Source organism: Mesorhizobium sp. LNHC209A00 (assembly GCF_000502915.1).
In the GTDB taxonomy this organism is placed as follows: domain Bacteria; phylum Pseudomonadota; class Alphaproteobacteria; order Rhizobiales; family Rhizobiaceae; genus Mesorhizobium.
The window spans coordinates 1-20,559 of the sequence record NZ_AYWT01000004.1 but is presented as its reverse complement, the minus strand read 5'-3'; the positions used below and the strand labels follow the sequence as shown (position 1 = coordinate 20,559).

At 59.2% G+C, this 20,559-nt stretch carries 20 protein-coding genes and 1 tRNA gene; 14 read left to right on the top strand and 7 right to left on the bottom strand.

The window, feature by feature from the left end; genetic code table 11:
- The 3 genes from X739_RS154060 to X739_RS154070 all read right to left on the bottom strand — a co-directional run bounded on the left by X739_RS154060 (position 1) and on the right by X739_RS154070 (position 2,535).
- Positions 1 to 1,449 (bottom strand): TolC family protein, encoded by a 1,449-nt coding sequence (locus X739_RS154060; protein WP_023772887.1) that lies wholly within the window; start codon positions 1,447 to 1,449, stop codon positions 1 to 3.
- Positions 1,450 to 1,961: 512 nt separating this feature from the next.
- Positions 1,962 to 2,036: transfer RNA gene (locus tag X739_RS154065), tRNA-Gln, on the bottom strand.
- 154 nt (positions 2,037 to 2,190) lie between these two features.
- Complete coding sequence (locus tag X739_RS154070; protein ID WP_023772886.1) at positions 2,191 to 2,535, bottom strand: VOC family protein; 345 nt, start codon at positions 2,533 to 2,535, stop codon at positions 2,191 to 2,193.
- 222 nt (positions 2,536 to 2,757) lie between these two features.
- On the opposite strand from X739_RS154070, the gene ppdK reads away from it, so the two are divergent.
- From ppdK to X739_RS154085, 3 genes are all read left to right on the top strand, one after another.
- Complete coding sequence (gene ppdK, locus X739_RS154075; protein ID WP_023794572.1) at positions 2,758 to 5,436, top strand: pyruvate, phosphate dikinase; 2,679 nt, start codon at positions 2,758 to 2,760, stop codon at positions 5,434 to 5,436.
- 118 nt (positions 5,437 to 5,554) lie between these two features.
- On the top strand, positions 5,555 to 6,658 hold the full coding sequence (locus X739_RS154080) for a glycosyltransferase family 9 protein (RefSeq protein WP_023772884.1): 1,104 nt from the start codon (positions 5,555 to 5,557) through the stop codon (positions 6,656 to 6,658).
- Positions 6,659 to 6,816: 158 nt separating this feature from the next.
- On the top strand, positions 6,817 to 7,557 hold the full coding sequence (locus X739_RS154085) for a polysaccharide deacetylase family protein (RefSeq protein ID WP_023772883.1): 741 nt from the start codon (positions 6,817 to 6,819) through the stop codon (positions 7,555 to 7,557).
- A gap of 54 nt (positions 7,558 to 7,611) precedes the next feature.
- Here X739_RS154085 and X739_RS154090 read toward each other — a convergent pair whose 3' ends face one another.
- Positions 7,612 to 8,001 (bottom strand): DUF427 domain-containing protein, encoded by a 390-nt coding sequence (locus X739_RS154090; RefSeq protein ID WP_023783523.1) that lies wholly within the window; start codon positions 7,999 to 8,001, stop codon positions 7,612 to 7,614.
- A 128-nt stretch (positions 8,002 to 8,129) separates the two neighbouring features.
- Positions 8,130 to 8,483 carry a hypothetical protein gene (locus tag X739_RS154095; protein ID WP_015318748.1) on the bottom strand — a complete coding sequence of 118 codons (354 nt, stop codon included), beginning with the start codon at positions 8,481 to 8,483 and terminating at the stop codon, positions 8,130 to 8,132.
- Between the two features lie 301 nt (positions 8,484 to 8,784).
- On the opposite strand from X739_RS154095, the gene X739_RS154100 reads away from it, so the two are divergent.
- The 3 genes from X739_RS154100 (at position 8,785) to X739_RS154110 (ending at position 11,862) form a co-directional block, all read left to right on the top strand.
- Positions 8,785 to 10,413 (top strand): fatty-acid--CoA ligase, encoded by a 1,629-nt coding sequence (locus tag X739_RS154100; RefSeq protein ID WP_023794571.1) that lies wholly within the window; start codon positions 8,785 to 8,787, stop codon positions 10,411 to 10,413.
- A gap of 67 nt (positions 10,414 to 10,480) precedes the next feature.
- Entirely contained in the window at positions 10,481 to 11,266 is a 786-nt protein-coding gene (locus X739_RS154105; RefSeq protein ID WP_023794570.1) for a DUF1499 domain-containing protein, read from the top strand.
- Between the two features lie 323 nt (positions 11,267 to 11,589).
- Entirely contained in the window at positions 11,590 to 11,862 is a 273-nt protein-coding gene (locus tag X739_RS154110) for a hypothetical protein (protein ID WP_023794569.1), read from the top strand.
- 131 nt (positions 11,863 to 11,993) lie between these two features.
- On the opposite strand, the gene X739_RS1000000171355 is transcribed toward X739_RS154110, so the two are convergent.
- On the bottom strand, positions 11,994 to 12,386 hold the full coding sequence (locus X739_RS1000000171355; protein WP_051410583.1) for a hypothetical protein: 393 nt from the start codon (positions 12,384 to 12,386) through the stop codon (positions 11,994 to 11,996).
- A 522-nt stretch (positions 12,387 to 12,908) separates the two neighbouring features.
- Between X739_RS1000000171355 and X739_RS154115 the strand changes: the two genes are divergently transcribed.
- From X739_RS154115 to X739_RS1000000169270, 6 genes are all read left to right on the top strand, one after another.
- Positions 12,909 to 14,297: a DNA methyltransferase gene (locus tag X739_RS154115; RefSeq protein ID WP_051410582.1), complete on the top strand. Its 1,389-nt coding sequence runs from the start codon at positions 12,909 to 12,911 to the stop codon at positions 14,295 to 14,297.
- A 2-nt stretch (positions 14,298 to 14,299) separates the two neighbouring features.
- On the top strand, positions 14,300 to 14,722 hold the full coding sequence (locus X739_RS1000000167100; RefSeq protein ID WP_023794567.1) for a DUF5681 domain-containing protein: 423 nt from the start codon (positions 14,300 to 14,302) through the stop codon (positions 14,720 to 14,722).
- Positions 14,706 to 15,836 carry a hypothetical protein gene (locus X739_RS1000000167095; protein ID WP_156939853.1) on the top strand — a complete coding sequence of 377 codons (1,131 nt, stop codon included), beginning with the start codon at positions 14,706 to 14,708 and terminating at the stop codon, positions 15,834 to 15,836. The genes X739_RS1000000167100 and X739_RS1000000167095 overlap by 17 nt, the downstream gene beginning before the upstream one ends.
- 587 nt (positions 15,837 to 16,423) lie before the next feature.
- A complete protein-coding gene (locus X739_RS154120; RefSeq protein ID WP_023794565.1) occupies positions 16,424 to 17,011 on the top strand; it encodes a siphovirus Gp157 family protein in 588 nt (195 codons plus the stop codon).
- A 3-nt stretch (positions 17,012 to 17,014) separates the two neighbouring features.
- Positions 17,015 to 17,965: a phage recombination protein Bet gene (gene bet / locus X739_RS154125; RefSeq protein ID WP_031252020.1), complete on the top strand. Its 951-nt coding sequence runs from the start codon at positions 17,015 to 17,017 to the stop codon at positions 17,963 to 17,965.
- Entirely contained in the window at positions 17,955 to 18,389 is a 435-nt protein-coding gene (locus tag X739_RS1000000169270) for a hypothetical protein (protein ID WP_156939851.1), read from the top strand. Before bet ends, X739_RS1000000169270 begins: the two co-directional genes overlap by 11 nt.
- A 57-nt stretch (positions 18,390 to 18,446) precedes the next feature.
- On the opposite strand, the gene X739_RS154130 is transcribed toward X739_RS1000000169270, so the two are convergent.
- Positions 18,447 to 19,355 (bottom strand): MBL fold metallo-hydrolase, encoded by a 909-nt coding sequence (locus X739_RS154130; protein ID WP_023794563.1) that lies wholly within the window; start codon positions 19,353 to 19,355, stop codon positions 18,447 to 18,449.
- Positions 19,356 to 19,470: 115 nt separating this feature from the next.
- Between X739_RS154130 and X739_RS154135 the strand changes: the two genes are divergently transcribed.
- Positions 19,471 to 20,061 (top strand): biotin transporter BioY, encoded by a 591-nt coding sequence (locus tag X739_RS154135; protein WP_023794562.1) that lies wholly within the window; start codon positions 19,471 to 19,473, stop codon positions 20,059 to 20,061.
- A 97-nt stretch (positions 20,062 to 20,158) separates the two neighbouring features.
- Positions 20,159 to 20,559 (top strand): GDP-mannose 4,6-dehydratase (locus tag X739_RS154140; RefSeq protein ID WP_023794561.1); only part of this gene is annotated, 401 nt, incomplete at its 3' end.

Sequence of the window (20,559 nt, the reverse complement as noted above, 5' to 3'; positions counted from 1 at the left end):
TCACTTCTTCCTGACAGGGGCGAGGATGTCGAAGGGCAGATCGTTCTTCTGTTCCGACGGGGTCCGTGCATAGGTTTCGGTGTCCGGGATCTCCGGAACCGCGAATTCCTCCTTGGCATAGGCCGCGGCCTGCTTCGGCGGCTGGATGTCCATCGTTTTCAGCAACTGCCCGGTTGCCGCCAGAAGCCGGTATTGGGCAAAGAGGGATGCGTAGGACGCGGTGTCCGCCAGCGTTGCTGTGTTGAACCGCGTATTCTGCGCATCCAGCACATCGAGCAGCGAGCGCTGTCCGACCTTGAACTGCTCGCGATAAGAGGCAACCAGCTTCTCGTTGGAAGCGGCTTGCAGCTTCAGGGTCTTTGCCAGGTCGGCTTGCCGGAAGCGGCGATCCCAAGACGTGCGAACGGCTTCTTCGATCTCCCGCAGAACCTGATGCAGCCCAAGCCGCTGTTCGCTGGCGCGGCGGATCTGCTCCTGTTCATTCGCTTTGTCGATGCCGCCCCGATACAGGTTCCAACGCAGCACCACCCGTGCTTGCAGATCGGACGTGTCTCCATTGTCGCCGTCAATGTCGTATCCGGCGCGGGCAACGCCTTCGGCGACGACCGACGGGCCGTATTTCGCCCGAGCGGCGTCAACCTGCGAGCCCGCGGCGGCGATATCGCTATTGGCCATGTGGACGCGCGGGTTGTTCTCCCGCGCAATGCCCAGCGCGTCGTCCAGGGACCTTGGCAGCGCAGAGGAAACATCGCCTGGCCGCGATGCATTGGTCAGAGGTTTCCCGACGGTCTTGAAGAAGCGTATCCTCGAGGCCTCGAGTTCCTCGGAAGCCTCCTGCATGCGGGCCTTGGCCGCAAACAAGCGCTCCTCGGCCTGTTGCCGGTCTGCTTCGTTCAACCCGCCGCCTGCTATGCCTTCCCTGATGTCGTGGAGAATCGCTTGGTGGAAGCCCAGATTCTTCTTTGCCTCGGTCACGATCGAGGCCTGAAGCATGTATTCCAGGTAATCCTGGACGACAGACAGCCCGATGAACTCGGATCGCTCCAGCACGCGGAATGAGGCGCCATCGACTCGCGAGGCTTGACGGTTGAGTTCGGCTCGCCTTGCGCCACTATCATAAAGCGTTTGCGAAACCGTCAGATCGGTCTCCGCGGGATAAAGCGCATCGTGCTCGATGGAGAGCGCGCGGCGGGAGGAGTTGTCCAGACGGCGAGCACCAGCGGATGCCTCCAGGTCGACGCTTGGAAGATAGAGCCCTTTTGCTTGCCGCAGTTCGAACTCGATGGCCTCGCGGTTTTCGATGGCTTGGCCGATTTCCGGGTTGGATTCCACCGCGACCGCCATGGCTTCCTTGAGTGTCAGTGCATGCGCCCCCCAGCAGCTCAGCATGGTAGCCGTCATCAAGAGACCAACGCCCATGACCTTGGTCGACAGACCTGTCGTCTTCATTTTCCCACCCACGTTTCCCCGCGCTTTTTAAGAGCGCCCCAGCCGGGCTTGGCGCCTGGCCTTGCCACTATCTTGCAAATTAATGTCCGCGTTTCATTATTAAGCTGTGACTTAATCATAGAATCTAAGCAGACGGCCAAAAAATGTAGCAAAAATAGCACACATTTGAGACGCTGGCGGGACCAAGTGCCGATATGGTAGCTGAAGCCCGAGACAAGATATGGAAGATGGACAACAGCAAGCTTGTTCTCGCATATGCCGACGAGTACGCATGTCCGCAAACAATGTTGCTCTTGCGGACGCAACAAGGCGCCTTCAACAGTTCGGGTGCAGGAGGATTTGGTCCGGCTCCACCCAGATTGACAACATGTTCTGGTCGCGCTTTCACCCGGTGTGGTTGGTGCATCGCCGAGGCACGGCCGAGCGTGACACTTCTTGGTCAAGTCTGGGCTCAGGGTATTGGGAGCAGGGCCTGTTCGGCGCGTGCTTCGGTCTCGAATGGAGTCTGCGTTTGGCTGGGGCGCCAGGATTCGAACCTGGGAATGTCGGTACCAAAAACCGATGCCTTACCACTTGGCGACGCCCCAATAGCCGTCAGAGTCGCTGTGCGGCGCGTTATTAGCAGAGCAGCCGAAAAGCACAATGCTATGAATGACTGCGAAGACGCTCGGCTGACCAGCGATGCAATCGGCGCCAGGTGATCCACAAGATGCAATCGGCGCCAGGTGATCCACAAACGGACTAGTGGGACCACACAGCCAGCTCGTTGCCGGCTGGATCGACGAAGTGGAAGCGTCGGCCGCCAGGGAATGAGAATATCGGCCTGACGATCGTTCCGCCGGCACTTTCGACGGCGCGAAGGGTTTCCTCCAGATTGTCGCTGTAAAGCACGGGCAACGGCTTGGCCGGTGCTTCCGCGGCATCGGCCTGAAAACCGCCATCCAGGCCCTCGGCGAAGGCCGAATAGGTCGGCCCATAATCCGTGAAGGACCAGGCGAAGGCGGCGCTGTAGAAGGCCTTCAACCGATCCAGTGTGCCGGCGGTCGCCGGCATCTCCAGATAGTCGAGTTTTCCAGGCTGTTTCATGGCGCACCTCTTGTTCCCTTTATGTTCTAGACGTCGCGCCGTGAGGTGGCAAGTCTTTTTGCCACAGGCCCAGGGGGAGTTTTTTCTTAATCGATTGTAGCGGCCGAACGGCTTGCCGACGCCTTGCCTTTCGCACTGCAGCATCATATCGCTCCAAAGTCGGGCACGATGGAACTTTGCGTTTCGCCAATCTTTCCAATCTCCTGCAACCGGAGAGCAAGCATGACCAAATGGGTTTTCACCTTTGGCGATGGTGCGGCGGAAGGCCGTGCCAGCGACAAGAATCTGCTGGGCGGGAAGGGCGCCAACCTGGCCGAGATGTGCAGCCTGGGGCTGCCAGTGCCGCCGGGCTTTACGATCACCACCGAGGTCTGCAATGCCTATTATGCCAACGGTCGCACCCACCCGGCGGGATTGGAGGCTGATGTCGCGGTCGCCCTCGACCATATCGGCCGGCTGACCGGTCGCCGGTTCGGCGACCCGTCGAAGCTGCTCCTGGTTTCGGTGCGTTCCGGCGCCCGGGCGTCGATGCCCGGCATGATGGATACCGTGCTCAATCTCGGATTGAACGACGAGACAGTCGAGGCGCTGGCCGCCGATTCCGGCGATGCGCGCTTTGCCTATGACAGCTACCGCCGTTTCATCCAGATGTATTCCGACGTCGTCATGGGCCTCGATCACGAGGTGTTCGAGGAAATCCTGGAAGACCAGAAAGCCGGCCTCGGCCACGAGCTCGACACCGAACTGACGGCGACCGAATGGCAAGGCGTCATCGCGCTCTACAAGGCCAAGGTCGAGGAGGAACTCGGCAAGCCGTTCCCGCAGGATCCTCACGAGCAACTCTGGGGAGCGATCGGCGCGGTGTTTTCAAGCTGGATGAACAACCGGGCCATCACCTACCGGCGTCTGCACGATATCCCAGAAAGCTGGGGCACGGCGGTCAATGTCCAGGCCATGGTGTTTGGCAATATGGGCGAGACCTCGGCCACCGGCGTTGCCTTCACCCGCAACCCCTCGACCGGTGAAAAAATGCTTTATGGCGAGTTCCTGGTGAATGCGCAGGGCGAGGATGTCGTCGCCGGCATCCGCACGCCGCAGAACATCACCGAGGCTGCGCGCATCGCGGCCGGTTCCGACAAGCCGTCGCTGCAGAAGCTGATGCCGGATGCCTTCCAGTCCTTCGTCACCATCTCCGACAGCCTGGAAAAGCACTACCGCGACATGCAGGATCTCGAATTCACCATCGAGCGCGGCAAGTTGTGGATGCTGCAGACCCGGTCCGGCAAGCGGACCGCCAAGGCGGCGCTCAGGATCGCGGTTGAAATGGCAAGGGACAGCCTGATCACGAAGCAAGAAGCCGTCGCACGCATCGATCCGGCATCTCTTGACCAATTGCTCCACCCGACCATCGACCCGAAGGCCGCGCGAGACGTCATCGGCGTCGGGCTGCCGGCGTCTCCGGGGGCTGCCACCGGCGAGATCGTCTTTTCCTCCGGCGATGCCGAGGATCTGAAGACACAGGGGCGCAAGGCGATCCTGGTGCGTATCGAGACCAGTCCGGAAGATATTCATGGCATGCATGCGGCCGAAGGCATCCTGACCACGCGCGGCGGCATGACCAGCCACGCCGCGGTCGTCGCGCGCGGCATGGGCAAGCCTTGCGTGTCCGGAGCCGGCTCGCTTCGCGTCGACTACAAGGCAGGCACACTGATCTCGATGGGGCAGACCTTCCGCAAAGGTGACATCATCACCATCGACGGCGGCAACGGCCAGGTGCTCAAGGGCGCCGTGGCGATGCTGCAGCCGGAATTGTCCGGCGATTTCGCCGCCATCATGGAATGGGCGGACGCGGTGCGCCGCATGAAGGTGCGCACCAATGCCGAAACGCCGCTCGATGCCCGCATGGCGCGCTCCTTCGGCGCCGAGGGCATTGGGCTATGCCGCACCGAGCACATGTTCTTCGACGGCGCCCGCATCGTCGCGATGCGCGAGATGATCCTGGCCGACAGCGAGAAGGACCGCCGCGCGGCGCTGGCCAAGCTTCTGCCCATGCAGCGCTCGGATTTCCTGGAATTGTTCGAGATCATGGCCGGCCTGCCGGTGACGATCCGCCTGCTCGATCCGCCGCTGCACGAATTCCTGCCCAAGACCGAAGCGGAAGTCGCCGAAGTCGCGGCCGCCATGAACGTGTCGGCAGACAAGCTCAGGCAGCGCACCGAGGCCTTGCACGAATTCAACCCGATGCTAGGCCATCGCGGCTGCCGGCTCGCCGTCTCCTACCCCGAAATCGCCGAGATGCAGGCGCGCGCCATTTTCGAGGCGGCGGTCGAGGCGGGCAAGAAAGCCGGCGCGCTGGTCGTCCCCGAGATCATGGTCCCGCTGGTCGGTCTGGCGAAGGAACTCGATTTTGTGAAGGCGCGCATCGACGCCGTCGCCAAGAGCGTCATGGACGAGAGCGGCGTCAACATCGATTACTTGACTGGGACCATGATTGAGCTCCCCCGCGCGGCGATCCGCGCCCATGTCATTGCCGAGTCGGCCGAATTCTTCTCCTTCGGCACCAACGATCTCACCCAGACCACCTTCGGCATCTCGCGCGACGATGCCGCCTCCTTCCTGGAGACGTATCGCCAGAAGGGCATTATCGAGCAGGATCCGTTCGTCTCGCTCGACATTGAGGGCGTCGGCGAACTGGTGCGCATGGCGGCGCAGAAGGGCAGGGCGACGCGACCCGACATCAAGCTTGGCATCTGCGGCGAACATGGCGGCGATCCCTCGTCGATCCGCTTCTGCGAGGAGGTCGGGCTCGACTACGTCTCCTGCTCGCCTTACCGCGTGCCGATCGCCAGGCTGGCAGCGGCGCAGGCCGCGGTGCAGACAACGACGACGGCTCGTGGATAGACCGGTCCGAGCTTACGGTTTTGTATGAAAACTCACGCGAACGTGCTAGAGGTATCGCGCAATCTCGCCATTGTTTCTGACCAATTTCGTGATGATCGCCAAACGTCTCCGGAAACATATGTTGCAGATTTCACCCGCTCCGTTCCGCTCGATCCTGATCATTCAAACGAAGTTTATAGGCGATATCGTCCTCGCCTCGACGCTCGCTAGGAACCTTCGGCTCGAATTCCCCGGTGCCAGCATTGTGTTCCTCTGCGAAGCGCACTTGGAGAGCTTCGTGGTTGCGCATGGCCTCGCTTCCGAGGTGGTTCCATTCAGGCGGGCTCGCGCGCGGGGCACCCCGCTGGAGCGCGGAAAAGAGCTCTACGCAACGGTGAAGGCACTGCGCGGCTTCCGCTTCGATTTGACGATCGACTTGACCGATTCAAAGACCTCTCGGCTTCTCAGCGGCTTGGTCAACGCAAAGACGCGAGTCGGCTACAATCCCCCGGAAAGGCCGCTGAAGCTGCTGGAGCGGCAGCCCGCCAATGTGTTCGCCAAACCATTCGGGTTTGGCGGCCAGCATTTTGTTTATCGCTATCTCTCCCCTCTTGAAGCGCTCGGCATCGATCTGCGGGTGACGGTACCGAGCCTCCAGCCGCCGCCAATCGAGGCCGCGAAAGCCTTGGCGCTTCTGGGCACGCACCACATCCGTCCGAACGCCTTCGTCGCTGTCCACGCAGGCGCGAGTTTCAAGGGCCGGCAGTGGCAGCCGGAACGGTTTGCCGAGGCCATTGACCAGATTGCGGCCGAAACCGGACTGGGCATCGTCCTGGTGGGAGGGCCGGGCGAAGGTGAAACCGCCGCGCGGATCGTTGCCGAGACGGCGACGCCGGTGGTCGACCTGGTCGGAGCGCTGTCGCTCGAGACGCTGCTGGCCGTTCTGGAACAGGCTCGGCTGTTTCTGGGCAATGAAAGCGGGCCGATGCATATGGCCGCTGCCGCCGGCACCCCGGTTGTCGGCCTTTTCGGCCTGACGCATCCGTCGCGCTGGGGACCTGTCGGCGTGCCCAGCATCGCGCTTCGGCCGTCAATGCCATGTGACTGCGTGGCCAAGGATTTGTGTCGCCGAACCGATCCCAGCAAGGCGTGCTGCGTTTGGCGCCTGGAGGTGAAGCCGGTTGTCGAAGCGGCGCGCGAAATTCTCGCGCGCACTGAGCTGAAAAATGAACGCTCTGGCTGAGGGCGATGGAACGGCAAGACTTTCGCTGAACGGCTCGTCGACCAAGTGGGAGGTCAAATTGCCGCGCCAGGCGTTTTTCTGCTATCCCCCGTCCGATTTCCGCCTTCATGCGGGTCTTGGGATATCGGCTTGAAACCGCCGGTCGGGAACTTGGTTCGATGCATTTGCCGCAAAAACATCTCTGCGTGATTGCCATGTCGGTGGCGCTGATATCCAGCGCTCATGGCGCGCCGCTGGTCGAACCCACGCTGCACATCAAGCCGGCTGAAAGCGGAACCGGTCGCGTTGCACTCACGCTCGATGCCTGCGGCGGCAAGACCGACACGCGCATTCTCTCGGCGTTGGTGGACAACAAGATACCGGCCACCATTTTCGTCACCGGCGTCTGGCTGAAGCGCAACGCCGAGGCCGTGGCGATCATGCGGGCTCATCCCGACCTGTTCGAACTGGAAAATCACGGTGGCCGTCATATTCCGGCTGTCGACACGCCCCGGAAGATTTATGGCATACGCAGTGCCGGCAGCCCGGAAGCAGTCCTTGCCGAAGTCGAGTCGGGGGCCGCGGCTCTGGCCACGACCGGCGAACCGGCGCCGAAATGGTTCCGTGGCGCAACAGCCGAATACAGTCCCTCGGCGATTGCGATGATCCGCAAGCTCGGCTTCAAGATTGCCGGCTTCTCGATCAATGGCGACGGCGGCTCGCTGCTCGGCGCCAAGGAGACGGCCAGGCGCATTGCCGCCGCCAAGGACGGTGATGTCATCATCTCCCACATCAATCAGCCGACCCATGCCGCCGGCGAGGGCGTGGTTCAAGGCCTGCTGGCGCTCAAGGACAAGGGCATGACCTTCGTGCGCCTCGACGATGCCGACGGAACTGGCAACCACGGCACCACCGACTAGGGGCCGGCATCACCTGAATATCGATGCCCCCTGAGTGTCTTCAAGCCGAAGCGTTCAGTCCGGCTTGGCCTCGATGCTGACCTTGCTGGCGTAGAACGCGCCGTGGTCGCGGATGGCGGTCATCTCGTCGAAGGGCTGCCGATAGGCCCACATCGCGTCCTTGCCCGCTTCGCCCGCCGGCAGCACGCTCCAATAGCTGGCATCACCCTTGTAGGGGCAGTGCGTCGCGTGATCCGTTCGGCTGAGCTTGTCGAAATCGATGTCGGCGAACGGAATATAGAAGGCGGCTGGGTAGGGGGCCTCCGTCAGCACCTTCGCCTTGGCGGAAGAAGCAATGACCGTACTGCCGGCGCGGATTGTGACGGTCCCGGAATAGGGCTCTATCGTGATGATCTTGTCGGGATTGCGCTGGAATCCGGGTGCCGGGTTGGCGATCTTGTCCATGCTGGTTCTCCTTGCCCCGACCTTAGGTGTGGTGGGCGGCCGGATAGAACAAGGCCCCCGGTAACAAACAAACAGACGCCAAGCGCCCGTGCGTGGCGCAAGACTGACCTTCGCGTGGCAGCGGAAAATCAGGCAGCGGTTTTGAAGGCGTCCATCAGCCCGGCATAGGCGGCCGCGATGCCCGCCACCGGGTTGCTGCTTCTTGAGATGGTCTCGACTTTCAGCGCCCCTCCGACGGTTGGCAAGGTGAGCAGCAGGAACTGGCGATTGCCGCCATCGCCGACGGATGCCGCCGCGACGTGCTGGCCTTCGCCTTCGTTCTGGACGCACATCTTGAACAGCAGTGTGCCGCCGACCGCTTCGAGGGCGCCCCCGACAACTTCGACGAACTCGTCTTCGGAAACAGTCTTTTCGTCCGGCACCAGATCGGCCAGGCTTTCGGCAAGCGTACTCTCGAGAACCTTATCGTCGAGCGCGTCCATGCGGACCTCTTTCAGTCGCCAATCGCACCCCTTTGCCCGTTAACGAAGCTTAACACCGACGATGGCCGGATTATGGCACTTTCTGCGGTTGGTCCGACCACGAGGAGTTTGCGCCGATGGAATCTATTTTAAGCTCCTGCCATTCGACCGGCGCCCAGGGCCGCCAAACGAAATAAAAAAGCCGTGCGGATGTCGAACTCCGACTTTCGTCCGCTGCGCTTGTGGACGCTGGACAATTCCCCGGTTCGCTTCACAATGCGATCAAAAGCGCACCGCCAAAAGCGTGAGGGAGGAACCCGGCATGCTGGGACTGATGCAGGAATGGCCGCTGCTGTGCCACAAGCTGATCGACAACGCTGAACGGCAACATGGCGTGCGCGAGATCGTGTCGCGCTCGATCGAGGGGCCGATCGTACGCACGACCTATGCCGACATCCACCGCCGTTCTCTCAAGGTCGCCCAGCGGCTGGAGCGAGACGGCTATGGGTTGGGCGACCGCATCGCCACGCTGGCCTGGAACACCGCGCGCCATATCGAGGCCTGGTACGGCATCTTGGGCATCGGCGCGATCTATCACACGCTCAATCCGCGCCTGTTTCCCGAACAGATCGTCTGGATCATGAACCACGCCGAAGACAAGGCCGTCTTCGTCGACCTGACCTTTATACCTTTGCTGGAAAAAATCGCCGGTGCCCTCAAATCGCTGAAAAAGGTGATCTTGCTGACTGACAAGGCACACATGCCGCAGACGACCTTGCCCAATGCCGTCGCCTATGAGGACTGGCTTGATGAGGTCGATGGCGATTTCGCCTGGAAGACCTTCGACGAAGGCACCGCCGCCGGCATGTGTTACACATCGGGCACGACAGGCGATCCCAAGGGCGTCGTCTACAGTCATCGCTCGAACGTGCTGCACGCCATGATCGCGGCCATGCCCGACGCGATGGGGCTGTCGTCGCGCGACACGATTCTGCCGGTGGTGCCGATGTTCCACGCCAATGCCTGGGGTCTTGGCCAGAGCGGCCCGATGATCGGCGCCAAGCTGGTCATGCCCGGCTGCAGGATGGACGGCGCCTCGATCTATGAATTGCTCGATCAGGAAAAGGTGACCTTCAGCGCCGCCGTGCCGACCGTGTGGATGATGCTGCTGCAGTATCTGGAGGAGACAGGCAAGACGCTTCCCCATCTGGGCAAGGTCGTGATCGGCGGCTCGTCGTGCCCGCGCGCGATCATGACGAAATTCCAGGGCGATTACGGTGTCCAGGTCATCCATGCCTGGGGCATGACCGAAATGTCGCCGCTCGGCACGCTGTGCACCTTGAAGCCGGACTATGCCGGCCTCGAGGGCGAGGCTCGGCTCGACGTCCAGAGCAAGCAGGGTTACCCGCCCTTCGGCGTCGAAATGAAGGTGACCGACGACGAGAACAATCCGCAGCCTTGGGACGGCAAAACGTTCGGCCGGCTGAAGGTGCGCGGCCCGGCCGTCGCCCGCGCCTATTATGGCGGTGCGGGCGCGGAGCAGTTCGACGTGGACGGCTGGTTCGACACTGGAGACGTCGCCCATATCGATGCCGGCGGCTACATGCAGATCACCGACCGTGCCAAGGACGTCATCAAGTCCGGCGGCGAATGGATTTCGACCATCGACCTGGAGAATCTGGCCGTCGGCCACCCCGATGTTGCTGAAGCGGCGGCCATCGGCGTCAAGCATTCGAAATGGGGCGAGCGGCCCCTGCTGGTCGTCGTTGCCAAGCCGGGCAAGGAACCGACCAAGGCCGGGATTCTCGATTTCTTGGATGGCAAGGTGGCCAAATGGTGGATGCCTGACGACGTCGCTTTCGTCGGCGAGATACCGCATACCGCCACAGGCAAGATCCAGAAGATCACCTTGCGTCAGCAGTTCAGGGACTATCGCTTGCCGACGGATTGACAGGATGTTGCGTGTTTCCGCAAAAAGGCACTAAACCTCCATCCGGGTTGGGGCAGCGCAGAGAATAATGGTTAGCATTCCCGAACGGCAAACGTCGAAGGCTGCCGGCTGGTCGCGGCGCACGGGCGCCTTTTCGGCGGTGCTTTTGCTGACGAACTTTGTCGGCCATCGCTTCGGCCTCGTCCAAACGCCGGTCTTCCTGTGGGTGCTGGGCATTGCTGCCTTGCTGGCGGCGCTGGCGCTGCTGTTTGCTGGCCTGGCCTTTGCGAGGCTGTGGAATTTTGGTGACCTTGGCGGCCGTGATCTCACCGTCGGCGCCTTGCTGGCGCTGCTGGTGCTCACCCCCTACGGCGTTGCCGCCTACTGGGCGACGATCTATCCGCCGCTGCGGGACATTTCGACGGATTTCGATGAACCGCCCGCGCTCGATGTCAGCGACCGGACCAAGGACATGAACGCAATGTCCCCATCAACGCCAGGTGAGCAGACGTTGCAGACGGACAGCTATCCATTGGTTACCGCACGCAGCTACGACCTGCCGTTCGAGACCGTCGTCAATGCCGTTGAAACCGTCCTCGACCGGCGCGGCTGGGATCTTTCGGAGCCTTATCCCGAACTCGCCGGACAGACGGAGGTGACCATCACCGCCGTCGCCTCGAGTTTCGTTATTGACCTTCCCGCGGACGTCGCCATTCGCGTCACGGATGACGGCGACACGGTCATCGTCGACATGCGCTCCGCCTCGCGTTACGGCCGCCACGACCTTGGCGACAATGCCGCACGCATCATCGACTTCCTTGCCGAACTCGACCAGGAAGTCGCCGGTCAGGTTGGCGCGGCTCCAGCCGAGTAAGGCTCACGCGGCAGGTGTCAGAGCGCGGTGGGCGTTATCCCTGTTTGAGCGCAATATACAGGGATCTTGGCCAGGAAACGCTTGTTTTGGACGGTGTCCGCTTGGAATTATCCAATAACATGAGAAAGATATCAGAAAAATTCCCTGCTCAATTCAACAGGGACTTTTCTTTGAGCCATCAGGGATAGAAATCGGCATAACAGTGATGCGCAGGGTAACCAATCCACGAGCGCCAGATGCTGGGTGTGACGGTTGCGAGCTCTTGTGCTCGGCTAGTTTTGGCTTGCTTCGATTAGCTCTGGCTGCACAGCCTTGGCGCCGATATGCAGATCACTGGCGAGATGTTGGGGCTGGGGGAAGCGGCACGTAACGACCGGCAATTCGAGTGGTCACAGCATCCCTTCGATCACTTGGCGGTCCCGAACCCGGTCACGCACAAGGCGGTTTCTGTTGTTGTAGGTGAGATCGGTACAATCGATTTCGATCAGCCGGATTCCATTTGCCGGCAGTACGTCACGGCGGCGTTGATCGTAGAGACGTCTCTGCTCACCGCGATGGAGCCGCTAAGCGTCAGACGATTTGGCTTGTCGAAGTGAGCCACGGCTTTCGCGTGCCGTTGCTCCCGATACTCGATGGCGATGCCCAGACCCGAATAGTATGCGTCAACCGGAAGCTTGCGGCGAACGCCGTTCTTGCCGGGATCACCGCGTAGGAACTCGAAGCGTCTTTACTTTTCGGATATTGCTCCGAAAACCTCATCGCAGATGACCAACACGTAGGCCTCATCGCTGTTAGCTCGACTCATCGCTTCGATCTTCGCCAACCCGCCCGTCGTGCTTGCGCCTCTGAACCAGCGCTCTCCGAATTCCGGTCGGATGATAGTTTGCGAATAGTTTTTTTGACCGGGCACATGATAGATGCGCTCCCCGCCCTGGATCGAGATGTTACCATTGACCTTGCAAGCGGCTCCCGGCTCAGCCGCCGTATAGGCGTTAGCGGAGAATTCGTTGGCAAATCGCCGGTACCCGCAGCTCCGCCCAATAAGAGAATAATCGGCAAGGCCATCGGTTCGCGGAGGCAGGCTCCCTGCCAGGCTGGAGGTCTTGAAACGGGCTTGCATTTTATGTCGCTGCATTCTGCTAAAATACAACAGGCCGCTTTCCCGCTGCTAACGCGATTGCTCAAACTTTAACGGCTGCTCAACGCCTGTCAGCAGACGAGGTTCAAACTTCGAGGTTGCTTTTGACTGCGCAGGGCAGGGGTTTGAAGCTCGCGGCCCGAACTTTGTTTCGCGGCGCCACGCGTAATCTCGAGATCTCCGCAAACGTTTTTGTTCCCGCCTGACCTATGGCTATTCGCCACAAACTGGCCGGGTTCAATTCGCGATAATTCACCGCGGCTATTTGCCTTCGCGATTTCGCGGAAACTGACCGGAAACAATGCGCGCTAACTCGTAGTGACAAATGGCGATGTTCTCGGAATAATTTCAAAGATAAAATAAACTTAATGACCATGCAGAAATTACAGTGAGATCTACCACCGGTATAAGATGCCGATAACTGGGATCGCAATCTGCTATTAGTCAACCTATATCTAATAATAGCCAAAAATCTTCTCAAAATTAAAAAAAGTCGCGAGAATTATGCTTGACATGCGGGATTTTTTTTATGAAGTTCCGATATCTAGGATAGAATTTCTGGTGGTGGTGGTGGAGCAGGCGGCAATGTCGGGCAGCGTAACCAAGATGGAAATGATGGACGTGACCGCGCTGCGCCCCTATGCGCGCAACGCGAGAATCCATTCCAAAAAGCAGGTTGCCAGGATTGCTGCCAGCATCGCCGAGTATGGCTTCACCAACCCGCCGCTGATTGACGAGGACGGCGAAATCATCGCCGGGCACGGTCGCGTGGCTGCGGCCAAGCAGCTGCGCCTACAGGGAATTCCCGTGATCCGCCTAATGGGACTGTCCGACGTTCAGAAACGCGCGCTCCGGTTGGCCGATAATAAGCTGGCGCTGGATTCGGCTTGGTCGGTTGAGTTGCTCGCCGAAGAGCTTAAAGGCCTGATTACAACAGACTTCGATCTTTCTCTGACCGGGTTCGATGCCATTGAGATTGATAACCTGGTCACGCCCTCTTTAAGCGTCGCTGACCAGGACGACGAGGTGCCCGCTCCGCCCAGTGATCCGGTTACGCAAGGTGGAGACATCTGGGCGCTGGGCATCCACCGAATTGTCTGCGGCGATGCTCGTGAGGTGGGCAGCTATCACGCGGTTCTGGGTGCCGAGCTCGCCGATGCTGTCGTCGCCGATCCGCCTTTCAATGTTCCCATCGCTGGTAACGTAAGCGGCAAGGGATCAGTCAAGCACGCCGACTTTGAGATGGCCTCGGGCGAGATGTCCCGAAACGAGTTTCGAGAGTTTCTTTCAACCGGGCTGTCGCTGGCGCGGCAGAACTCTCGCAACGGCTCGCTGCATTACGTGTTTAGCGACTGGCGGATGATCGGCCTGCTGACCGGCATTGGTGAGGAGGTGTATTCCAAGCTTCTCAACATAATCGCCTGGATAAAGCCCAATGCTGGGCTTGGCTCGCACTACAGAAGCCAACATGAGCTGATCGCGGTTTTCAAGAATGGCGACGCCGCTCATATCAACAACGTGCAGCTTGGCCGCATGGGACGCTACCGATCGAACGTTTGGCAATACGCGGGCGCTTCGAGCTTTTCCAAGACGCGCAAACGCGATCTTGCCGATCACCCTACGGTAAAGCCTCTCATGATGATCGCCGATGCGATCCGAGATGCGACAAATCCTGGCGGTTTGGTTCTCGATCCGTTCGGTGGCTCTGGCACGACGCTCATAGCGGCCGAGCTTATTGGCCGTCGTGCATGCCTGATTGAGATCGAACCAAAATTTGTCGATGTGACCATGCGTAGGTTCCAGGACCGAACTGGTGTTGAACCAAAGCTCTTGCCCGAGATGACGCCGCTTTCACAGATTCGCAAACAGCGCGAAAAACACAAGCAGGTCTGAGTATGGATAAGAAAGTCGGGTTCAAGAATCCACCGGTCAAGTACAGATTCAGGAAAGGCCAGTCCGGCAATGCAAGGGGACGGCCTCCGAAGGTCAAGAACGCGAGCACCTTGCTGGCCATGGAGCTGGATAAGCTCATAATCGTTCGTGAAAACGGTCGAGAAACCAAGATCACGAAACGTGAAGCTCTTGTCATCAGTTTGGTGAACGATGCGATCGCAGGAAAAAATCAGGCTCGTGCACTGCTAGTGAAAATCATTGATGTATCGACGCCAGTAGATCCGTTTGTAAGGACAGCCGAGGACGACGCCGCATTCCAAGCCTTCATAGGACAATTCGCCAAACCGATAGAACCAGAATCCTTGGAACCAGAACTCCAACACAGGGACGAAGGCGATGGCGATGGACATGACCGAGCTGATTAAGGAACTTTATCGTTCGCACTTTCCATCGTTCACAGGGTTCGTGTATCGCGAGCTCCACAATGACCAATGGCTGGCCAATTGGCACATCGACGTCATGGCTGACGAACTTGCCGGCATTGCTAAAGGTGAGCATGGGCGCCTCATTCTCAATGCACCACCACGTTCGCTGAAGTCGTTTTGCGGTTCGATTGCGTTGCCGGCATTCCTGTTAGGCAACGATCCGAAAAAGCAAATTCTCATCGTAGTGGGTAACCCAGGCCTTGGGATTGAGCTCCTCGCAAAGTTGCGACGACTTATGTCATCGTCGCGCTATCGAGGCATATTCCCGCATGTTCGCTTCGATCAGACCGCCTCGGGCATTGTGCTGCCACAAGGCGGTGCTATTCGCTTTGCCACCATCGGGCATCAATTTAGCGGCCGCGGCGCCGATCTCATCATCGTCGATGACCCGCTGTCGCCCAGCCACGCCAAGAATGAAAAACGCCGCGCTTCCGTCAATAAATTCTATAACTCTGATGTCGCTACCCGCCTGAACAGCAAAGGTGGCGCGATATTGGTCATCATGCAGCGCGTCCACCCGAAAGACTTGACCGCGCACATTCTCGCCAATCAGCCGGACTTTAAGCAGCTGGTCCTCTCGGCCATTGCTCGCGAGGATGAGACATGGAAGCTCTCGAACGGAAAGGTCATCCGCCGGGCGAAGTTCCAAGCGCTACATCCGGAACGAGAAAGCTGGCAGCAGCTTCTGGATACGTTGCGCCAGATCGGCAGCTTTCAATTTTGCGGGCAGTACCTTCAAGGCGGAGCCTATTTCACCGAGCGTGAATCTGAATGCGATTTTTTTTGGGAGGTGCGAGGTTCGGGACCAGGATCAAAACCATACCAAGAAATATGCGGACTAATCATAATAAGATATGTAGATTGCATTGTTCACAGGATATTCGGAGTCGCCTACGATGGTCCGAAAATGTCGAGGGCGATGCCGGAGCAAAGCGAAGAAGATGAAGACTACGGAATAGAGTATCAGGCCGCTCTGTCAAAATCACATCTAATACCAATGCCAGAAAAATTTCGATTTCCCGAAAGGAAATACCCGAAATATTTCATCATTTAACTATGCCGGCACTGGCTTAATTGCGAGACACATCGATCTGTCACGTGCGTCTTGAATGATCTGCGCGATCACGGGTTGGTCTGTATTCAAATTATGCGCGTCGACGGTAGGTGCGGATCGCAGCGCCAAATCCGTTGCGTGTTGACGTAAGCCATATCGACAATGTGCCATATGCACGGCGCGTTCCGCCAACAAGGAAGACCACCTCGCTCAGAGGCGGGTGCTGTTGGTTTGCGCAAGCTCGGGGAACCTCCGCCGGATTGTCGGAAGCAGCGGTTGGGGAAGCTGGACACACGCGTCTCAACAACCGCCTTTGCCTCCCATTTACCTGCATGTTCCCGAGTTCGTTCGTGTTTCGATGGTCGGTTCTGAGGCGCATCGATAAGCGCCTGCGTCTCCATGTGTCCAACGATACTGCCATCGCGAGAATACCTCGCAGTAACATCCGGAAAAAAATTAAGCATGTCATAACGTATATCTCAAAGAGCATAGCTATGTTTGGTTGACTGCTGATCCGCGTCGAGCGTTAATCGATAAGTAAAAACAAATAAGTCAAAAATAACTTCTGATAGGCGCGAGGTGTATCGATGAACGAGCGTATTAGTGTCGTAATGGCATCGGAGTTCCGCGCGCAAATTTCTCACCTGAAGGAAATTTGTGGAGAGGATGACGGTGATCTTCTTGAGGGAATGATCGAGGGAGAAACGGATGTCGATCGCTTTATCGGCAAGATGGTTGAAATCATCCAGATCGACCAGGCGGACTGCGAGGGGCTAAAAAGTTACCAAAGGAAACTGGCAGATCGAAGAAAACGCCTGGAGGACAGGGTATCTCGACTGCGAACGCTGTTGGCTAGCGTTGTTACCGAACTGCCGGGGAGGGTCTATCGACACCCCCTGGCGCATGTCCGCGCATTTGACGTTGATCCTCGGGTCATCGTCACGGATGAAAGCGCCATTCCATCGGCGTACTGGGTCCCTCAGGATCCAAAGCTCAATGAAGCGGCGATACGAAAACATCTCCTTGAACGAAAGACGCTCATTGATCTGCTGAAGGAATGCGGCTCGGAGGACGAAAGGCGGGCACAACGAAAAGCGATCGATCGCGAGTTTCCCGACATCGCTGGCGCTTCGCTGGGGAATGCTGAAGTTTCGGTTCGAATTCGAGGGGCATGAACAATGAACATGCCTTCTCGGCCGGATCTGTTTCCGCCAACAACTTCAACCTTTCAAAAATACGATCTTACCCCTGCGCAGCTGGATCTTGTCTGGGACATGAATCGCAAGTTGAGCCGGCGTGAGTTCGATCAGTTCATCGAAACAAGCCGGGCATTGGGTCTCAATCCCTTCAGGCGGCAGATTTGTGCCTTTGTCCTGAATGAGCAGAGCTCGAAAAAGCGTCAGTTTGTCATCGTCACGACGATTGCCGGGTTGCGAGCCATCGCTGATAGGACCGGGACATATCGACCGGATTCGAGAGCGGCGCGAATGACGTTCAGCGAGGAAGCAAAGAACCCTCGCTCCAACCCGCACGGGATTGTGGATTGTATCGTCACGCCGTTTCGGTTTGCGAAGGGGCGATGGCATCGCATTATGGGCCAGGTTTGGTGGGATGAAATCGCACCTATCCGCCATCGCGATGACGGCGAGACTTACCTTGATACCCGCACACCTTGGCCGGCTCGCCCGCGCGGGCAGATCATCAAATGCGCGGAAGCAGCAGCTCTCAGGGCAGGTTGGCCCGATGATCTGGCAAACGTCTACTCCGAAGACGAATTGGATCGCGCCAGGGTTTCAGATTTGACTCCTTCGGAGGTCGCGGACGAAGCCAAAAAGTCGCGTTTGCTGGAACGCATGCAACCGCGCGGCACCATCCTGATCGATATGTGTGACGGCTACGGTCTATCCGCTGTTCCCATCAGCGCCTTCCACGACCGGGTTAGTGAATTTATTCGATCCTACAACGACAAGAAACTGGGCGAATTGCTCACATGGCGGGACCAGCAGCGCATCGCGTTTCGGCAATTTTTTGTCCACGACAAGAATGCTGGGCTGGATCTCAAACGCCAGTTCGAGGCCATCGAGACAGCGGCATCGAAGCAGCCGGTGGAGATGGCCAATGGCAACTAAGCTGCCGAACGCATCCCGCGATGAAGTTTTGCGCCCGCCTAAAGGCTGGCGAAAGTCAATCCCATTGGCCGTGAAACTCCAGGTGATCGTCAATCAACGAGGGAAGGCCCCGGACGGAACACCGCTTGATGCGATCTTTGTCGGGATCCATTTTGACCACCGGCCGCCGCTTCATGAGCGGGCCTATAATCCCGATCACGATGAAACCGTGCCGGCGGCCAACGATATCGCGTTCATTGTTGCATTACCGGTACCGGTCCACCGTCAAATGAGCGCGCAGGATGTTTCGCGCATGAGCAAAACAGAACGGCAGCGGATGCTAGAAGTGAATTTTCGAGAACGGCTGCAAAGAAGGATTCCAGGTCAAAAGCGCCTTTGCAAGGGAACAATCCCGAGTCGTCCTTTTCGAAAAAGGAAGAAATAGGTGCGGTATTAACCGGCGAGACAACAATCGACCAAGTTCGGACGATATCTGAGCGTCCTACGCGGCATGGGTGAAGATACCATTGATGGCCGGGGCACCATCGGTCCTGACCAGACCACGCGCCACCAGGTCCTCGAGATGTGCAAGCACTGACAGTCCGGCGGCGCCATGCAGCCGGGGATCGGTGTCGCGATAGATTGCCTTGACCATGTCGGGAATGGTCCGGTCGCCGGCTCTGACCCGCTCCAATATCGCACGCTCGCGCATCTTGCGATGCGTCTTCAACCCGCGCATGACAGCGCGCGGGTTGGTCACCGCCCCGCCATGCCCAGGCAGAAGCAGGCTGTCATCGCGCGCGATGAGCCTGTCCAGCGATGCCATGTAGTCGGCCATTGCCCCGTCCGGCGGCGCGACGATCGAGGTTGCCCAGCCCATGACGTGATCGGCTGAAAACAGGATGCCGGTGCCTTCCAGCGCGAATGCGGCGTGGTTGGCGGTATGGCCGGGCGTTAGGACGGTCCGGATCGCCCAGCCGTCGCCGCTGACCACTTCGCCGTCCGGCAAGGCGATGTCGGGAACGAAAGCGGTGTCGGCGCTGGCGTCGAGCGCATTGGTTTCGCCAATGTGCAAGGGCCTCGCCGGCCGGTGCGGTCCCTCCGCCAGCACTTGGGCGCCGGTGCGCTCCTTCAACCGGGCCGCCAGCGGAGAATGGTCGCGATGCGTGTGGCTGACGAAAATGTGGCTCACCGGCCGGCCCGCGATCACGTAGAGCAAGGTCTGAAGATGCGTCTCGTCATCGGGCCCCGGATCGATCACCGCCAGCATGTCGTGGCCCACGACGTAGCTGTTGGTGCCATGGAAAGTGAAGGGACTGGGATTAGGGGCCGTGACGCGTTGCACGTCGGGCGCCACGCTTACACCTTGGCCGTAAGCAGGGTCGAAGCTGGTATCGAATTTGAGAGCCATGTCGGCGCATTGTTCCCGGAACGGCAAAACCGATTGCCGCATAGCACGCAAGGCAATATACGAAAATGCAAGACCGCGATTTCTGGTTCGCGGCAAGATTGGATTGGGGTAGACCATGACAACCGCAATGACGACGCGCCCGCTTGTTTTCCTGGCCTTGCCGCAGGAAGGTGCCGCGCGCTTGGCAACGCAGTTTTTGCTGGCGCTCGCCGGGACGCTGCTCCTAACTCTTTCGGCCAAGACCAAGGTGATGCTCGGGCCTGTCGACATCTCGATGCAGACGCTTGCCGTCCTGCTGATCGCCGCCGCCTTCGGCATGCGGCTCGGCCTCGCCACCCTGCTGCTCTACATTGCAGAAGGCACCATGGGGTTCCCGGTCTTCCAGGGCACGCCTGAAAAAGGCATCGGCATTGCCTACATGCTCGGCTCGACCGGCGGCTATCTCGCCGGCTTCGTGGTCATGGCGGCGATTGTCGGCTGGGCCGCCGATCGTGGCTGGGACCGTCATCCGATCAAGCTTTTCAACGCGATGCTGGTTGCCGAAGTGGTGATGATGGCGATGGGTTTCGCCTGGCTGGCGCTGCTCATTGGTCCCGAAAAATCTTGGCAGTTCGGCGTGGTGCCATTCATCGTCGGCGACCTCATCAAGGTTTCGCTCGCGGCCAGCGTCGTGCCGGCCGTCTGGTCGCTGCTTAAGCGCTCCTGATTTTGAGAGCATCCGACCCGGATCACTCCGGGGCCGGAGCTTGGCCTGCGATGAACTCGGGCCTGTTCCCCAGTCATGTCACGGACGGGCGTTTCTGATGAAGGTATTGGTCACCGGCGCTGCCGGCTTCATAGGCTATCATGTCGCCAGGCGGCTCCTGGAGCGCGGTGACGAGGTTGTCGGCATCGACAGCATCAACGATTACTACGACCCGCAAATCAAGCGGGCGCGGCTGCGGCTCCTGGACGAGGCGAGCCGCAAGACCAATGCCGGCTATCATTTCATCCACGGCGATCTCGCCGACAGGGGCGTGGTCGACGGCTGCTTTGCCGACCATGCCTTCGACCGGGTGATCCATCTCGCCGCCCAGGCCGGCGTGCGCTACAGCCTGGAAAACCCGCGCGCCTATGTCGAGAGCAACATTATCGCCTATACCAACATGCTCGAGGCCTGCCGCGGCAGCCGTGTCGGGCACCTGACCTATGCCAGCACCTCGAG

What these genes read in the sequence shown, in the direction of transcription:
- X739_RS154060 (WP_023772887.1), bottom strand. Translation starts at nt 1,449, where the DNA reads ATGAAGACGACAGGTCTGTCGACCAAGGTCATGGGCGTTGGTCTCTTG.
- X739_RS154070 (WP_023772886.1), bottom strand. Translation starts at nt 2,535, where the DNA reads ATGAAACAGCCTGGAAAACTCGACTATCTGGAGATGCCGGCGACCGCC.
- ppdK (WP_023794572.1), top strand. Translation starts at nt 2,758, where the DNA reads ATGACCAAATGGGTTTTCACCTTTGGCGATGGTGCGGCGGAAGGCCGT.
- X739_RS154080 (WP_023772884.1), top strand. Translation starts at nt 5,555, where the DNA reads ATGTTGCAGATTTCACCCGCTCCGTTCCGCTCGATCCTGATCATTCAA.
- X739_RS154085 (WP_023772883.1), top strand. Translation starts at nt 6,817, where the DNA reads ATGCATTTGCCGCAAAAACATCTCTGCGTGATTGCCATGTCGGTGGCG.
- X739_RS154090 (WP_023783523.1), bottom strand. Translation starts at nt 8,001, where the DNA reads ATGGACAAGATCGCCAACCCGGCACCCGGATTCCAGCGCAATCCCGAC.
- X739_RS154095 (WP_015318748.1), bottom strand. Translation starts at nt 8,483, where the DNA reads ATGGACGCGCTCGACGATAAGGTTCTCGAGAGTACGCTTGCCGAAAGC.
- X739_RS154100 (WP_023794571.1), top strand. Translation starts at nt 8,785, where the DNA reads ATGCTGGGACTGATGCAGGAATGGCCGCTGCTGTGCCACAAGCTGATC.
- X739_RS154105 (WP_023794570.1), top strand. Translation starts at nt 10,481, where the DNA reads ATGGTTAGCATTCCCGAACGGCAAACGTCGAAGGCTGCCGGCTGGTCG.
- X739_RS154110 (WP_023794569.1), top strand. Translation starts at nt 11,590, where the DNA reads ATGCAGATCACTGGCGAGATGTTGGGGCTGGGGGAAGCGGCACGTAAC.
- X739_RS1000000171355 (WP_051410583.1), bottom strand. Translation starts at nt 12,386, where the DNA reads ATGCAAGCCCGTTTCAAGACCTCCAGCCTGGCAGGGAGCCTGCCTCCG.
- X739_RS154115 (WP_051410582.1), top strand. Translation starts at nt 12,909, where the DNA reads ATGCTTGACATGCGGGATTTTTTTTATGAAGTTCCGATATCTAGGATA.
- X739_RS1000000167100 (WP_023794567.1), top strand. Translation starts at nt 14,300, where the DNA reads ATGGATAAGAAAGTCGGGTTCAAGAATCCACCGGTCAAGTACAGATTC.
- X739_RS1000000167095 (WP_156939853.1), top strand. Translation starts at nt 14,706, where the DNA reads ATGACCGAGCTGATTAAGGAACTTTATCGTTCGCACTTTCCATCGTTC.
- X739_RS154120 (WP_023794565.1), top strand. Translation starts at nt 16,424, where the DNA reads ATGAACGAGCGTATTAGTGTCGTAATGGCATCGGAGTTCCGCGCGCAA.
- bet (WP_031252020.1), top strand. Translation starts at nt 17,015, where the DNA reads ATGAACATGCCTTCTCGGCCGGATCTGTTTCCGCCAACAACTTCAACC.
- X739_RS1000000169270 (WP_156939851.1), top strand. Translation starts at nt 17,955, where the DNA reads ATGGCAACTAAGCTGCCGAACGCATCCCGCGATGAAGTTTTGCGCCCG.
- X739_RS154130 (WP_023794563.1), bottom strand. Translation starts at nt 19,355, where the DNA reads ATGGCTCTCAAATTCGATACCAGCTTCGACCCTGCTTACGGCCAAGGT.
- X739_RS154135 (WP_023794562.1), top strand. Translation starts at nt 19,471, where the DNA reads ATGACAACCGCAATGACGACGCGCCCGCTTGTTTTCCTGGCCTTGCCG.